The organism is Streptomyces brevispora (genome assembly GCF_007829885.1).
GTDB classification, from domain to species: Bacteria; Actinomycetota; Actinomycetes; order Streptomycetales; family Streptomycetaceae; genus Streptomyces; species Streptomyces brevispora.
The window spans coordinates 256219-270222 of sequence record NZ_VIWW01000003.1 but is presented as its reverse complement, the minus strand read 5'-3'; the positions used below and the strand labels follow the sequence as shown (position 1 = coordinate 270222).

Genomic DNA, 14004 nt, shown 5'->3' with positions numbered 1-14004 from the left:
CCCGGACACGATCCCCATGGCTGTGAACTCACTCCACGACCCGGCCGGCGACTCCGTCTTCGCCGCCGTGGACCTCGGTGCCACCAGCGGCCGGGTGATGACGGGCAGGGTCGGACCCGGCACGCTGGTGCTGACCGAGGCACACCGGTTCGCCAACACACCGGTGCGGCTGCCGGACGGGCTGCGCTGGGACGTACTGGCCCTGTACCAGGGGATGCTGGAGGGGCTGCGGGCAGCCGGGCGCGGTGGTCAGGTCGCCTCGATCGGCATCGACACCTGGGCGGTGGACTACGGTCTGCTGGATGCCGACGGGGCGCTGCTCGGGGCGCCGTTCCATTACCGGGACGGGCGCAACAGCGGAATGTCGGAGCGGTTGCCGGACGGCTGCGGCGCGGCAGAGCTGTATGCCGTCAGCGGGTTGCAGCATCTGCCGTTCAACACGGTGTTCCAGTTGCTGGCACACCGTGCCGGCGCTCAGTGGGAGGCGGCGCGGACACTGTTGCTGATGCCCGATCTGCTGGTGCACTGGCTGACGGGGTCGGTGGGCGCCGAGATCACGAACGCGTCGACGACCGGTCTGCTCGACGCGCGCGGCGGTTGCTGGTCGGATGAGCTCATCGGACGGCTGGGGCTGGCGCGTTCGCTCTTTCCGCCGCTGCGTGAGCCGGGCGATCCGGCGGGGACACTGCTGGCGCACGTCGCCGAGGCCACCGGCCTGCCGGCCGGAACCCCGGTGACGACCGTCGCCTCGCACGACACGGCGTCGGCGGTCGTGGCGGTACCGGCGACGGAGTCGGACTTCGCGTACGTCTCGTCCGGCACCTGGTCGCTGGCCGGTCTGGAGCTGGACGCCCCGGTGCTGTCCGAGGAGTCCCGGGCGGCGAACTTCACCAACGAGCGCGGGGTCGACGGCACCGTCCGATACCTCCGCAACATCATGGGCATGTGGCTGCTGGAGGAGTGCCGCCGGGCGTGGGACCGCAGGGGCCCGGCCACCGGTCTGGCCGGGCTGCTGGCCGCCGCGGCCGCGGCGGAGCCGTTCGCCGCGGTGATCGACCCCGATGACGAGACGTTCCTCGCGCCGGGGGACATGCCGTCCAGGATCGACGCGTATCTGTTGCGGACGGGGCAGACGCCTCCGGGAACTCCCGGGGGGTACGTGCGGTGTGTGCTGGAGAGCCTGGCGCTGGCCCATCGCAGGACGCTGCGCCGGGCCGCCGAGCTGGCGGGCCGCGAGCCGAAGCGGATCCATCTGGTCGGCGGCGGCTCGCGCAATGAGCTGCTGTGCCAGTGGACGGCCGACGCGAGCGGGATGCCGGTGACGGCGGGGCCGGCCGAGGCCACGGCGCTCGGCAACATCCTGCTCCAGGCCCGCGCCCACGGTCTGGTGGGCGACCTCGCCGGCCTGCGTCGACTGGTCGCCCGTACACAGGAGTTGCGGCACTACGAACCCCGGGGAAACCGACAGGACTGGGACCGCGCGGACGACCGGCTCAGCCCGGGACCGGTGACGAGGAAGGGAAGTCCTGATGTCTGACGACTGCGGCGCCGAACCCGGCAGTCCACTTGTACGCACGTTGCGCCGACGAACCCGGGTGGGCCTGGTCTCGGGCGGGCTCGGCGCGTACTGGCCGCAGTTCCCCGGCCTTCTCGAACGGCTGCAGGAGTCGGCGCGGTTCGTGACCGAACGGTTCGAGGAGATGGGCTGCGAGGTGGTCGACGCGGGTTTCGTCTCCGATCCGCTGGAGTCCGCCAGGGCCGCGGAGCAGTTGCGCCGGGCCGACTGCGATCTGGTGATGACGTTTCTGACGACGTACCTCACCGCCTCGATGGTGCTGCCGATCGCGCAGCGCACCCACACACCGGTGCTGGTGATCGACCTCCAGCCGACCGAGGCCATGGACCACCCGAACACCGGCACGGGCGAGTGGCTGGCCTACTGCGGTCAGTGCCCACTGCCGGAGGTCGCCAGTGTGTTCCGGCGCAGCGGTATCCCGTTCCGGTCCGTCTCCGGTCATCTGCGCGACGAGAACGCCTGGGCCAGGATCGGCCGCTGGATCTCGGCCGCCGGTGTGCGTGGCGCACTGCGTCACGGCCGCCATGGGCTGATGGGGCACCTGTACCCGGGCATGCTCGACGTCTCCACCGACATGACGCTGGTCTCCACGCAGCTCGGCGGACATGTCGAGGTCCTGGAGTTCGACGACCTGCGGGTCAGGGTCGCGGCCGTCACGGACGGGGAGACCGCCGACCGGGTCGCGCTGGCACGTGAGGTGTTCACCCTGGACGGTTCCGTCGACGAGGACGACCTCGCCTGGGCGGCCCGTGTCTCGGTCGGTCTCGACCGGCTGGTGGCTGATTTCGCGCTCGACAGCCTCGCCTACTACCACCGAGGGCTGGAGGGCGAGATCCATGAACGGCTGGGCGCCGGCATGATCCTGGGCGCCTCGCTGCTGACCGCCCGTGGGGTGCCGATGGCCGGTGAGTACGAGCTGCGCACCAGCCTCGCCATGCTGATCGCCGACACCATGGGAGCGGGCGGTTCGTTCACCGAGCTACAGGCGCTCAACTTCCGCGACCGGGTCGTGGAGATGGGGCACGACGGCCCCGCCCACCTGGCGATCAGCGCGAAGGAACCGCTGCTGCGCGGTCTGGGTGTGTACCACGGCAAGCGCGGCTGGGGCGTCAGTGTCGAATTCGACGTCACCCACGGGCCTGTCACCACGTTCGGCATCGGTCAGGAGGCCGACGGCTCGTTCGTTCTGATCGCATCCGAGGGTGCGGTCGTGCCCGGTCCCCTGCTGGAGATCGGCAACACAACCTCCCGGGTCGACTTCGGTTTCGATCCCGGCGAGTGGACCGATGCCTGGTCCGCCACGGGCATCGGTCACCACTGGGCGCTGTGCACCGGCCACCGCGCCAAGGACTTCCGGGCCGCCGCGGACCTTCTGGGCATCCCGTTCCGTTCCGTGACCGGGCCCAACGCCCTCTGACGCGAGCGGTGTCTCAGCGGGTCGCCGGGGCCCCGGGGCCGAGTCCGAGTTCACCGCCGCCCAGCGGTGCGAAGAACCGCGCCACATCGGCTTCGGTGACCTCGGCGAGCCCGGCGGGGCTCCACCGCGGATTCCGGTCCTTGTCGATGATCTGGGCGCGTACGCCCTCCACCAGGTCGGGCCGGGTGAAGGCGGTGGACGAGACCCGGTACTCCTGGTCGAGCACCGCTTCCAGACTGTCGAGGCGCCGGGCTCTGCGGACTGCCTCCAGCGTCACCTTCAGTGACGTCGGCGACTTCGACAGGATCGTCGCCGCGGCCTGTTTCGCGGCGGGCACCCCGCGATCGGCGAGGCGCTCGACGATCTCCTCGACGGTGTCGGCGCCGTAGCAGGAGTCGATCCAGTCGCGATGTGCGGCCAGTTCGCCGCCGGGGGCTGCTACGGCGTACCGCTCCGCCGTCGCGGCGATGTCCGCGGGCGTGGTGCAGGCGTCGAGGGCGGCGATCAGGCCGGGAAGTTCCCGCGACGGCACGAAGTGGTCGGCGAGCCCGCACAGCAGCGCGTCCGCCGCGCCGACCGCTTCCCCGGTGAGAGACAGGTGGGTGCCGAGCTCACCGGGGGCCCTGCCCAGCAGGTATGTACCGCCCACGTCCGGAACGAACCCGATACCGGTCTCGGGCATCGCGATGCCCGACCGCTCCGTGACGATCCGGATCGAGCCGTGGGCCGAGATTCCGACGCCGCCGCCCATCACGATTCCGTCCATGACCGCGACGTACGGCTTGGGGAACCGGGCGATACGGGCGTTGAGCCGGTACTCGTCACGCCAAAAGTCCAGGGCGGTCCCGCCGCCGGCCATGGCGTCGTGGCGGATGGCGCGGATGTCGCCGCCCGCGCACAGTCCCCGCTGCCCCGCCCCGGTGAGCAGCACGGCAGCAACCGAGGCGTCCTGTTCCGCCGCGTCGAGCGCCTCTCCCATGCGCAGCACCATGGCGTGGTTCAGCGCGTTCAGGGCCCGGGGCCGGTTGAGCGTGATGTGACGGATGCGCCCTTCGGTGCGCAGCAGGACGGGATCCTCGTGGTTCATGCGTGCGCTCCGGTCAGCCCCTGTGCCGTGCCGCCCGCCGGTCACGGACGGCCTTCCGCTGCCATTGTGCGCGGCGGCCCGGAGCCCTGGTACGGAGGGGTGTTCCGGCCACGGGGCCGGGACCTGTACACCGTCCGGGAAGATCTCCGCTGTGGCAGCCGCACCGAACCGGCACGACAATTGGGGCACGCAGTACGGCAGCCCCGCCGGACGATCTTCGGAGCAGGAATGACCGATCACGATCGGCCACCGATCATCCCCGTCCGACCTCGCCTGTTGTTCGAGAAGACACCCCACGGCGACACCGGGACGGCGGAGCGGCTTGCCATGAACCGCACCGGCAGTTTCGAGTGGGATCTCGATGCCCGGACGCTGGACGTCGACGAGGCAGGCCTGCTGGTGTTGGGCCTGGATCCGTTCTCCTTCGACTCACGGCCGGAGTCCCTGGTGGAGCGGCTGGAGCCGTCGGAACGGATCCGTCTGGATGTGGCGATCGACGAGGCCGTCAAGGGCGGGCGCAACACGTACAGCGTCCATTTCCGCGTTCCGCTCGATCACGGCGGCGACCAGTGGACCCATATCCAGGCGCGCATCCTGCGCAGCTCCGGGGGGCGGGCGCGCCGGGTGATCGGGGTGGTACGGGACGCGACGGCGGAAGTCACCCATTCGGCCTTCGTGCAGGAGCTGGAAAAGCGACGTCAGCGCCAGACCGACATCGTCGAACGCACCACGAGCGCCTTGTCGCGGGCTGTGACCGTGGACGATGTGACGGCCGCGCTGACGGGACCGGGCGGGCTGGCACGGCTGGGAGCCGACGGGCTCGCGCTCGGGCTGATGGACAACAGCACGCTGAATGTCATCGCTCTGAGCGGCGACTCCTTGGAGGTCGTCGACGAGCTGGGACAGGGCCGGCTCGACCGGAAGTTCCCGCTGGCCGATACCATTCTCAGCGGCCGGCCACACTTCGTGAGTTCGCTCGGCGCGCTCACGCGGCGCTACCCGGTGCTGGAACCGTATATGGGGCAGCTGAAATTTCAGGCCGCGGCCTACCTGCCGCTCGTCGCACAGGCACGTTCACTGGGCGGGCTGGCGCTCTTCTACCGCGAGCGCACGGCCTTCAGCGCCGACGAGCGCAATCTGTGTCTGGGGCTGGCCGCCATCGTCGCCCAGTCCCTCCAGCGGGCCACGCTCTTCGACGAGGAGCGGGAGTTCGCCACCGGTCTCCAGTCCGCGATGCTGCCCCGGCGGATCCATGACATCGAGGGCGGCGAGATCGCCGTCCGCTACCACACGGCGTGGAGTGGCCGTCAGGTCGGCGGCGACTGGTACGACGTGATCGCGCTGCCGAAGTCCCGATTCGGCATCGTGGTGGGCGACGTACAGGGCCATGACACGCATGCGGCCGCGATCATGGGCCAGCTGCGGATCGCGCTGCGTGCGTACGCCGGGGAGGGCCATCCGCCGTCGACGGTACTGGCCCGGGCGTCCCGGTTCCTCGCCGAACTGGACACGGACCGGTTCGCCACCTGTACGTATGCCCAGGTCGATCTCGGTAGCGGAACGGTGCGGGTGGTGCGGGCCGGCCACTTCGCTCCGCTGATCCGGCATATGGACGGCCGGGTCGGCAGCCCGCGGGTACGTGGAGGTCTGCCCCTGGGGATCTCGACCGATTTCGGGGACGAGGAGTTCCCCGAGACCCGGCTCGATCTGGTCCCCGGCGAAACACTGGTCCTGTACACCGACGGGCTGGTCGAGGAGCCCGGCGCCGATATCGACGCGGGGGTGCGCACGCTCATCCATGAGGTGAGTGCGGGTCCGGCGGGGGCCGAGGCGCTTGCCGATCATCTGTCGGAACGGCTGTGGGAGCGCTGGGGTTCGGGTGACGACGTCGCGTTGCTGGTGTTGCGCCGCAGCCCGGATCCCGGGTCGCCGCGGGCCCCGCGGCTGCATCAGTACATCCACCAGGCCGACCCGCAGGGGCTCTCCGACGCACGGACGATCGTGCGCCAGGCCCTGGCCGACTGGGACATGGCCGAACTCGCGGACGACGCCGAACTGCTGACCGGGGAGCTGTTGGTGAATGTGCTGCTGCACACGGAGGGCGGCGCGGTGCTCACCCTGGAGGTGCTGCCGGAACCGGTGCGGCGGGTCCGGCTTTCCGTGCAGGACCGCTCCAGCGTATGGCCGAGGCGCCGGACACCGGGTGAGACGGCGACTTCAGGGCGGGGTCTGCTTCTCCTGGACGCCGTCGCCACGCGGTGGGGCATCGAACCCCGCGGCGAGGGGAAGGCGGTGTGGTGCGAGATCGGCCCGGCCGCGCCACCCACGTCCGCTCCCATGCACAGGGACGCCCGGAAGCCGGTGAAACCCGCGGGCGGGACGGACGGAACCGGGAGGACGAGCGGACAGCATTGAGGGGCGTGCCGCCCCGCCGAAAGCGATGCGGCACGCCCCCTGCCGGACCCCCGGCGCACTACGCGCCCGGGACCGCCGGACTACGTCAGTGCTGAGCGGTGCGACGCTTGCGCACGGACCACATGATGCCGCCACCGGCCAGCAGCACGGCAACAGCCGCACCACCGATGATGGGGGTCGCCGACGACGAACCGGTCTCGGCCAGATCCGGCGAGCTGGAACTCGGCGCGGCTGCGGCGGGCGCAGACGACGAAGCGGTCTCGCTGGGCTTGTCGCTCGGGGCCGGCGTCGCCGTGGTGGGCGACTCGGAAGGCTTCTCCGACGGCTTCTCCGACGGCTTCTCGGACGGTGTCGTCTCGGACGGCGTCACCGTGGGCGTCGGGGTGTCGCCCTCGCAGACCGGTGCCTGCTTGGTGTCCTCCTTCGAGAACTGGGCGCCGTCACCGGCCTTGACGACCAGATGCACCGTCAGAACCTTGTCGTGCGCGGGCAGTTCGATCGTCTTGTCGAGCCCCCTGCCGAAGGTCTCCGTCGGCAGCAGGTCCTTCCCGTCAACGGTGACGGTCACCTGGTTGGTGACCTTGTCGTTGTACGCGGTCAGGTGAAGGCTCACTTCGGTACAGGTCACGTCCCAGGTGGGGGTGTGAGCTGCGGCCGGGCCGGCGGTGAGAACCGCGCCGGTCAGGCCGACAACCGCAGCGGCAGCGAGGGTTCCCGCAGCACGCAGCGATCTCCTGGGTATGGTCATGGAATGTTCCTCCGCAAATGTTTCATCGCCCGAATGGCGGTGGGGCGCACAGTACTGCCCTCGTCCCCCGTATGTGCACCCGGCCCACACACCGTTCGACGTCACAACTGGCGGCACACCATCACCAGTTGGGACATGACGGACAGCGCTGACGGGGTGATGGCCGGACCGGCGGTGGCGCGAAGTGAGCGTATGACGCCGGAACGTGCCGATCGAGCCGTTTCGGCCAGTCGGCCGACCGTGCAGGCCGGCCGCGCCGACCGAGAGACACCGAACATCGGACACCGGTTGCCGAATACCGGATACCGGTGCTGTCAGAGCGGTCGGTGCATGATGTGCAGTCCGACGAATCCCTGCTTCGGGTGGTCGAAGCCCTCGGGCAGCGTTCCCAGGACCTGGAAGCCGAGCGAGCGGTAGAGCCCGACCGCGGCGGTGTTCGTCTCCACCACCGCGTTGAACTGCATGGCGCGGAACCCGGCGGTACGGGCCCAGTCGATCGTGTACGCGCACAGGGCCCGTCCCACGCCGCGTCCGGCGTGCCGGGGGTCGACCATGTAACTGGCGCTCGCGATGTGCGAGCCGTTTCCCATATGATTCCTGTTCATCTTCGCCGTACCCAGAATCGTCCCGTCGTCGGCAACCGCGACGACCGTACGGTTGGGTGGCTCGAGGAGCCACCAGTCCTGGGCGTCGAACTCCCCCAGGTCGAGGGGATAGGTGAAGGTCTCGCCGTCGGAAACGATTCGGTGGAAGAACGGCCATACGGCCGGCCAGTCCCCAGTGGTTGCTTCCCTGATCAACATGGCGCAAAGACTGCCCGCTCCGGCCGCCGCTCGCGAGCCCTTATTTCCTGTTCGAGGCGTCCTCCCGCACCGAGCCTCCCCGCGGGCCGGCGAGCGGGCGGCGCGTACCTGGTGGACGGTGCCCGGCAGAGCGGGCAGCACGAGTGGCCGCGCGATGGACGTCATGCGCCCGAGGACGGCGACTTCGGCGCACCCTGCGCAGCCCGAGCCGGGCCAGGAGCCCAACAGGCCCTCCTTGTTCCACCGGTTCAGCAGGCTCGGCCAGATCGTCGGCCGACGCGACCGGCCCGGCCAGTTGGACTGCCTCGGCCGGCTCGACCGGCTTGACCGACTCGGCCGGCCCGACCGGATCGGTCAGTTCAACCGCCTCGGCCGATACACGCGGTCGGCCGAGTTCCTTCCGGCGCGGCCGCTGTTCGTCTCCGGGGCGTGGCGCCTGGCGGTGCTCACGGGCACTGTCCAGCTCCATGATGAGGTTGACCCGTCGCCACAGGATCTCGTCCGGTTCATCAGCGTGCATCAGGCGGCACATCGCCTGCCCCGTGGCCGACGGCCCCCGTTGCCCGAAGACCGGCTCGGGCCGGACCCTGGCGAAGTGGGCGCGCTCGTAGGGGTCGTCGACCACTTCCGCCAACTGGGCGGGGTCCAGTGCCTGGGCCGCGATCGCCGCGCGCGCCCAGGGATCCTCGGTGCGGGTCAGCAGCCGTTCGATCCTCCGCGAACGCCAGTTACGCGGGCGGCAGTCCATGCCGGAGTCCAGCCGGCTGCGCATCCAGGCCGGGCTGTTGCCCACCAGCAGTTCGGGCGAGCGGGCGGCAAACCCGCCGAGTTCCTGGGCGAGATAGAGCCACACCACCACTCGGTAGCGATTGAGATAGAACGCGACCGGTGTGACGCATCCCGCGCGGGCCAGCCGGGTGAAGCGGCCCGGGCTGATTCCGAGCAGCCGCGCGCCTTCCGCCGTCCCTACCGTGCGCACCCGCTCCCGCAGAGCCTCCGGGAAGCCGTCCTCCGACCGCAGCCGGTCGATCTCCTCCTGGCGGACCCTGGGCCGCCCGCCGCTGCGCTGCGCTTCGACCCGGACGATGCCCAGGTGCACCGCCAGCTCGAACTCACCTCGTTTCAAAACAAGTTCCGCAGCAGCCCGGCTTACGGCGACCGTGGGTGCACCGCTTGTACGTACCGCATCCGTCACCGGCATGACGATCCTCCCCCATGAGATCCGAATACTCTCTGTGACCACGGTAGCCCGGGGAGAACCACCACCGCCCGGCCTGTGGATAACTCCCCGGCCGGGCGGCAACATTGAACGAAGGACGCGTCAGATCAGGCTGTCTCCGGCGCTTCCGTCCTGCCTCGCCGCCACACCCAGATGTTCCCCGACCTTGTTGACCAGCAGCGTCATCTCGTACGCCACCTGACCCACGTCGGCCTCGGCCTCACTGAGCACGCACAGACAGCTGCCGTCCCCGGCGGCCGTCACGAAGAGCAGCGCCTCGTCGAACTCCACCATGGTCTGCCGGGCCTTTCCGGCGCGGAAGTGCCGTCCCGATCCGCGGGCAAGGCTGTGCAGGCCGGACGAGACCGCCGCCAGATGTTCCGCGTCCTCACGCGCCAGACCCGTACTCGCTCCTGTCACCAGACCGTCGTTGGAGAGCACCAGGGCATGCCGTATGTGCTCCACCCGGCTGGTGAGATCGTCGAGGAGCCAGTCGAGTCCCCTGTCCAGCGCCATCCTGTTCCTCCCCGTTCATACGTTCCCCGTGCCCCCGTACGCGTAAGCCTTGCGCACCGGTCACGTCCGGGCAACCTCCCCTCCACGCATCGGACAGGGCGAAATCAGGACATGCCTTCTCAGCTCACCGAGTCGAGGAGCCGGGCCGTGTGCATCCGGCCCGCGTACTCGACCATGCGGATCAGGACCTCCTTGCCGGAGTCCCGGTCGCGGGCGTCGCACAGCACCACGGGCGTTCCCGGGTCGAGGTCGAGGGCGCGTGAGACCTCTTGTTCGCTGTACGAGCGCGCCCCCGTGAAGCAGTTGACCGCGACGACGAAGGGGATCCGCCGGTGCTCGAAGTAGTCGACGGCCGGGAAGCAGTCCTCCAGCCGCCGGGTATCGGCCAGGACGACGGCCCCGAGGGCGCCTTGGGACAGTTCGTCCCAGAGGAACCAGAAACGGTCCTGTCCCGGCGTACCGAACAGGTACAACGAGAGGCCGGACCGGATGGTGATGCGTCCGAAGTCCATGGCGACGGTCGTCGTGGTCTTCCGGGCGACACCATCGGTGTCGTCGACCGACTGACCGGCCTCGCTGAGAAGTTCCTCCGTCCGCAATGGCCGGATCTCGCTCACCGCTCCGACCAGCGTGGTCTTGCCGACCCCGAATCCGCCGGCGACCAAGATCTTCAGGGCCATGACATCGCTCTGCGGGGCCGCCCCGGTGCCGGCCTCGTAGGTGCTGTCAGTGTGCTCGGGTGGCATCGATCACTTCTCTCACCAATGAGTCCCAGGATGTCGAATGCGCAGGTCAGAGCCATCTTGCCGGGCTTGGATCCAGTGAATCCTCGGCAGGTGCACGGCGACAGCATGGCAAACAGGAACCCGGTCCGTGGGATGGGACCGCATTCTTGGGGATATGACCATTTCAGGCCGTTCACCGCCTGGAAAAGCCCACATTCCGGTGTGATTGTCAGCCCTCCGATTGTTCCTGGTCGATGACGACTCACCACGGAAGCTCCACGTCCGGCGCCTACACTGGTCCCTTCGGGTGCGAGGAGTCGGCCCACGCGGACGGGAGTACAAGAGTGTCGACAGGTGCCGGCGGCGGTTTCCAGGATCCGCCCGCGGAGGTGCTGGCCCAGGCGGCTGCCGCCTTCGGTCTGCTGGCGACACCTGCCCGGCTGCACATCGTCTGGGCGCTGGCCCAGGGCGAGAGCGATGTGACGGGCCTCGCGGAGCGGGTGGGCGGCACGCTTCCATCGGTGAGCCAGCATCTGACGAAGCTCAAGCTGGCCGGCCTCGTCCGCTCCCGGCGCGAGGGCCGCCGTCAGGTGTACCTGGTCGACGATCCCGATGTGGTGACAGTCGTACGGCTCATGGTCAGCCAGCTCGCGGAGCGGGCCGGGTACCCGTCCACGCAACCCGCACGTCTCCATGAACTCGGCGCCTGAGAACGCTGCCGCGGCGGAGAACGCAGACCGGTCGGCTGTCGTCGTGCCGATGCCCGGCGCCACCGCCGGCCCCGCGGCCACCGCGCAACCGCCCGCCGCACCGACCTCGCTCCAGGTCCTGCGTTCGCTGGACAGCGGGCCGCGGGGGCTGCTGGAGACGGAGGCGGAGGAACGGCTGGCCCGGTTCGGCGAGAACATCCTCCCCGCCTGGCGCCCGGTCCCCTGGCCACTGCGCTTCCTGCGCACCCTGCGAGACCCCTTCACTTCCGTACTGCTCTGCCTCGGGCTGATCTCGGCCGTGGTGGACGCGTGGGGTACGGCGTCCGTCACCCTGGTCCTGGCGGTGGTCAGCGGTGTGCTGCGGTCCTCGGAGGAGCATCGGGCCCACCGGGCGACGGCGGCGCTGCGCGAGTTGGTGGCGACGACCGCGACGGTGCAGCGCCGCAGCGGCCCCGACACGGTCCCACAGGCCCGCGAGGTACCGGTCGGCGAGCTCGTCCCGGGTGACGTGATCAGACTCGGCCCGGGAGACCTCGTGCCGGCCGATGTGCAGCTGCTGCGCGCGAGCGGTCTGACCGTGCATCAGTCCGCCCTCACCGGGGAGTCCGCTCCCGTCGGAAAACATCCCGCGGACGCCGGGCTGCGGCAGGGGGCCACGACCGCGCTGCACAGCGTGCCCGGCATCGGGGCGGGCGTCTTCGCCCAGCGTCAGCTGTGTTTCCAGGGCAGCAGTGTGGCGTCCGGCAGCGGTACGGCAGTGGTGGTCGCGACCGGTGGGAACACCCGGTTCGCCGCCGCGCACGACCGGTCGGCACACCGCCGCGGCGCGAGTGCGTTCGACCGGTCGGTGCAGGGGATCTCCTGGACTCTGATCCGGTTCATGCTGCTCACCCCACCGCTGGTCCTGATGGCCAATGCCGCACTGCGCGGGCGGGGTCTGGAGACCTTGCCGTTCGCCGTCGCGGTGGCGGTGGGGCTGACGCCCGAGATGCTGCCGGTCATCGTCACCACTGCGCTGGCCCGGGGTGCTTCCCAACTCGCACGCAACAACGGGGTGATCGTCAAGCGGCTGCCCGCGCTGCACGACCTGGGCGCGATCGATGTGCTCTGCCTGGACAAGACCGGCACCCTCACCCAGGACCGGCCCGTCGTCGACCGCTCGCTGGACCGGACGGGGCATCCCGATCCACGGGTGCTGCACTGGGCGGCGGTCAACGCCCTGTGGACGCTTCAGCTCGCCGACCTCCCGGCGCCGGACGCCCTCGACGAAGCGGTGCTGGACGCCTGGGAACAGCAGGACGGCCCGCTGTCCGGGACCAGTGACTGGACGCCCCCCACTGCCGTCGGGTCGTACGACGCGGTGGCCGCCCTGCCCTTCGATCCGGTGCGGCGTCTCTCCACCGCGGTTGTCCGGCTCCCCGGCGGGTTGGGCACCCATGTGCTGGTGACCAAGGGGGCGGTGGAGGCCGTCCTGGAACGGTGCGACCTGGAGCCGGAGGAACGGGAGCGGCTGGCCGGTATGGCGGCGCACGAGGCCGCCCATGGGCTGCGGCTGCTCGCCGTCGCCCGTACCGAGCGGCCCGCACGGTTCGGCACGTACGACCCGGCCGACGAACACGGGCTGACCTTTCTCGGCTTCGTGGCCCTGCGGGACGCGCTCACGCCCAGCGCCGCCGACGCACTGGAGGTGCTGGCCCGCCGGGGTGTCGCCGTGAAGGTCCTCACCGGGGACCACCCGGGCACAGCGGCCCGTGCCTGCCGGGACCTCGGGCTGGATCCGGGGCAGGTCGTCTCCGCCGAGGAGGTGGACGCGCTGTCCGCGGCGGAGCTCGCCCGCGCGGCCGACCGGGCGACCGTCTTCGCCCGCTGCACCCCTGGGCACAAGGCCCGGATCGTCGCCGCGCTGCGTGCATCGGGACACACCACGGGGTTCCTCGGTGACGGTGTCAACGATCTGCCGGCCCTGCACGCCGCAGATGTGGGCATCTGTCCTCGCAACGCGGTCGACGTGGCACGGGAGACCGCCGATGTCGTTCTCGCGGAGAAGGACCTCGGCGCGATCGACCACGCGATCACCGCGGGCCGGCACAGCAGCGGCAACATCGCCACGTACCTGCGCATCACGCTCTCCTCGAATCTCGGAAACGTGATCGCGATGCTGGCCGCAGGTCTGCTGCTGCCGTTCCTGCCGATGCTTCCGGCGCAGGTCCTGGTCCAGAACCTGTGTTTCGACGCGGCGCAGCTCGCCTTCGCCTTCGACCGTCCCGCTTCCTCGGTACTGCGACGGCCGACGGTGCTGCGCCCGCGGGACTTCCTCCGGTTCATCACGGGATTCGGGCTGCTGAACGCCGCCGCCGACCTGGCGACCTTCGCCGTGCTGGCCCTTGCCCTGCACGATTCCCGGGCGGACGACCAGGCGGCCTTCCACTCCGGATGGTTCACCGAGAACCTCCTCACCCAGGCCCTGGTGATGCTGCTGCTGCGCACCGGCCGACGGGCCGCGGAGGGCCGCACAGGTGGACCGCTGCGGGCGGCCGCGGCCGGTCTGGCGGTCGTCGGCGTCCTGCTGCCGCTCACCCCGCTCGGCCCGCCGCTGGGTATGAGCGCACTGCCGCCGCTCTATTACCTGTTGCTCGCCAGCGTCCTCGCGTTGTACGCATACGGCCTCGCAGCGGCGCGCAACCGCTATGAACGGAAACGGAAGCTCTGATGGCCACGGCGGACAACGACCGCGCGGATTCCGGCACGGGAACCGCTCACGGCCGGCCGGTACGTGTACGCCGCGCCA

The 14004-nt window shown here is 70.3% G+C and carries 11 protein-coding genes; 5 read left to right on the top strand and 6 right to left on the bottom strand.

The window, feature by feature from the left end; genetic code table 11:
* Positions 1–16 precede the first annotated feature (16 nt).
* The gene (locus FHX80_RS34235; protein ID WP_145768354.1) at positions 17–1537 is read left to right on the top strand and encodes a rhamnulokinase; all 1521 of its coding nucleotides are present in this window, start codon (positions 17–19) and stop codon (positions 1535–1537) included.
* The gene (locus FHX80_RS34230; protein ID WP_145768353.1) at positions 1530–2993 is read left to right on the top strand and encodes an L-fucose/L-arabinose isomerase family protein; all 1464 of its coding nucleotides are present in this window, start codon (positions 1530–1532) and stop codon (positions 2991–2993) included. Before FHX80_RS34235 ends, FHX80_RS34230 begins: the two co-directional genes overlap by 8 nt.
* Positions 2994–3006: 13 nt before the next feature.
* On the opposite strand, the gene FHX80_RS34225 is transcribed toward FHX80_RS34230, so the two are convergent.
* Positions 3007–4080, bottom strand: coding sequence for an enoyl-CoA hydratase/isomerase family protein (locus FHX80_RS34225; protein ID WP_145768352.1), 1074 nt, complete (start codon positions 4078–4080; stop codon positions 3007–3009).
* A gap of 228 nt (positions 4081–4308) precedes the next feature.
* Here FHX80_RS34225 and FHX80_RS34220 point away from each other — a divergent pair, with 228 nt between their 5' ends.
* Positions 4309–6495, top strand: a complete 2187-nt coding sequence (locus FHX80_RS34220) for a SpoIIE family protein phosphatase (RefSeq protein ID WP_145768351.1) — start codon at positions 4309–4311, stop codon at positions 6493–6495.
* 85 nt (positions 6496–6580) lie between these two features.
* Here FHX80_RS34220 and FHX80_RS34215 read toward each other — a convergent pair whose 3' ends face one another.
* From FHX80_RS34215 to FHX80_RS34195, 5 genes are all read right to left on the bottom strand, one after another.
* The gene (locus tag FHX80_RS34215) at positions 6581–7243 is read right to left on the bottom strand and encodes an LAETG motif-containing sortase-dependent surface protein (RefSeq protein ID WP_145768350.1); all 663 of its coding nucleotides are present in this window, start codon (positions 7241–7243) and stop codon (positions 6581–6583) included.
* Between the two features lie 314 nt (positions 7244–7557).
* The gene (locus FHX80_RS34210; protein ID WP_145768349.1) at positions 7558–8046 is read right to left on the bottom strand and encodes a GNAT family N-acetyltransferase; all 489 of its coding nucleotides are present in this window, start codon (positions 8044–8046) and stop codon (positions 7558–7560) included.
* A 40-nt stretch (positions 8047–8086) separates the two neighbouring features.
* Positions 8087–9247 (bottom strand): DUF6397 family protein, encoded by a 1161-nt coding sequence (locus tag FHX80_RS34205; protein ID WP_145768348.1) that lies wholly within the window; start codon positions 9245–9247, stop codon positions 8087–8089.
* Between the two features lie 120 nt (positions 9248–9367).
* On the bottom strand, positions 9368–9781 hold the full coding sequence (locus FHX80_RS34200; protein WP_145768347.1) for a roadblock/LC7 domain-containing protein: 414 nt from the start codon (positions 9779–9781) through the stop codon (positions 9368–9370).
* Between the two features lie 119 nt (positions 9782–9900).
* A complete protein-coding gene (locus tag FHX80_RS34195; protein WP_145768346.1) occupies positions 9901–10527 on the bottom strand; it encodes a GTP-binding protein in 627 nt (208 codons plus the stop codon).
* A gap of 323 nt (positions 10528–10850) precedes the next feature.
* Here FHX80_RS34195 and FHX80_RS34190 point away from each other — a divergent pair, with 323 nt between their 5' ends.
* Both FHX80_RS34190 and mgtA read left to right on the top strand, forming a co-directional pair.
* On the top strand, positions 10851–11216 hold the full coding sequence (locus FHX80_RS34190; RefSeq protein ID WP_145768345.1) for an ArsR/SmtB family transcription factor: 366 nt from the start codon (positions 10851–10853) through the stop codon (positions 11214–11216).
* A complete protein-coding gene (gene mgtA / locus FHX80_RS34185) occupies positions 11200–13926 on the top strand; it encodes a magnesium-translocating P-type ATPase (protein ID WP_145768344.1) in 2727 nt (908 codons plus the stop codon). Before FHX80_RS34190 ends, mgtA begins: the two co-directional genes overlap by 17 nt.
* The last annotated feature ends 78 nt before the right edge of the window (positions 13927–14004 follow it).

Excerpts from the sequence above, each read along its gene's own strand:
- FHX80_RS34235 (WP_145768354.1), top strand. The coding sequence starts at position 17 with ATGGCTGTGAACTCACTCCACGACCCGGCCGGCGACTCCGTCTTCGCC.
- FHX80_RS34230 (WP_145768353.1), top strand. The coding sequence starts at position 1,530 with ATGTCTGACGACTGCGGCGCCGAACCCGGCAGTCCACTTGTACGCACG.
- FHX80_RS34225 (WP_145768352.1), bottom strand. The coding sequence starts at position 4,080 with ATGAACCACGAGGATCCCGTCCTGCTGCGCACCGAAGGGCGCATCCGT.
- FHX80_RS34220 (WP_145768351.1), top strand. The coding sequence starts at position 4,309 with ATGACCGATCACGATCGGCCACCGATCATCCCCGTCCGACCTCGCCTG.
- FHX80_RS34215 (WP_145768350.1), bottom strand. The coding sequence starts at position 7,243 with ATGACCATACCCAGGAGATCGCTGCGTGCTGCGGGAACCCTCGCTGCC.
- FHX80_RS34210 (WP_145768349.1), bottom strand. The coding sequence starts at position 8,046 with ATGTTGATCAGGGAAGCAACCACTGGGGACTGGCCGGCCGTATGGCCG.
- FHX80_RS34205 (WP_145768348.1), bottom strand. The coding sequence starts at position 9,247 with ATGCCGGTGACGGATGCGGTACGTACAAGCGGTGCACCCACGGTCGCC.
- FHX80_RS34200 (WP_145768347.1), bottom strand. The coding sequence starts at position 9,781 with ATGGCGCTGGACAGGGGACTCGACTGGCTCCTCGACGATCTCACCAGC.
- FHX80_RS34195 (WP_145768346.1), bottom strand. The coding sequence starts at position 10,527 with ATGCCACCCGAGCACACTGACAGCACCTACGAGGCCGGCACCGGGGCG.
- mgtA (WP_145768344.1), top strand. The coding sequence starts at position 11,200 with ATGAACTCGGCGCCTGAGAACGCTGCCGCGGCGGAGAACGCAGACCGG.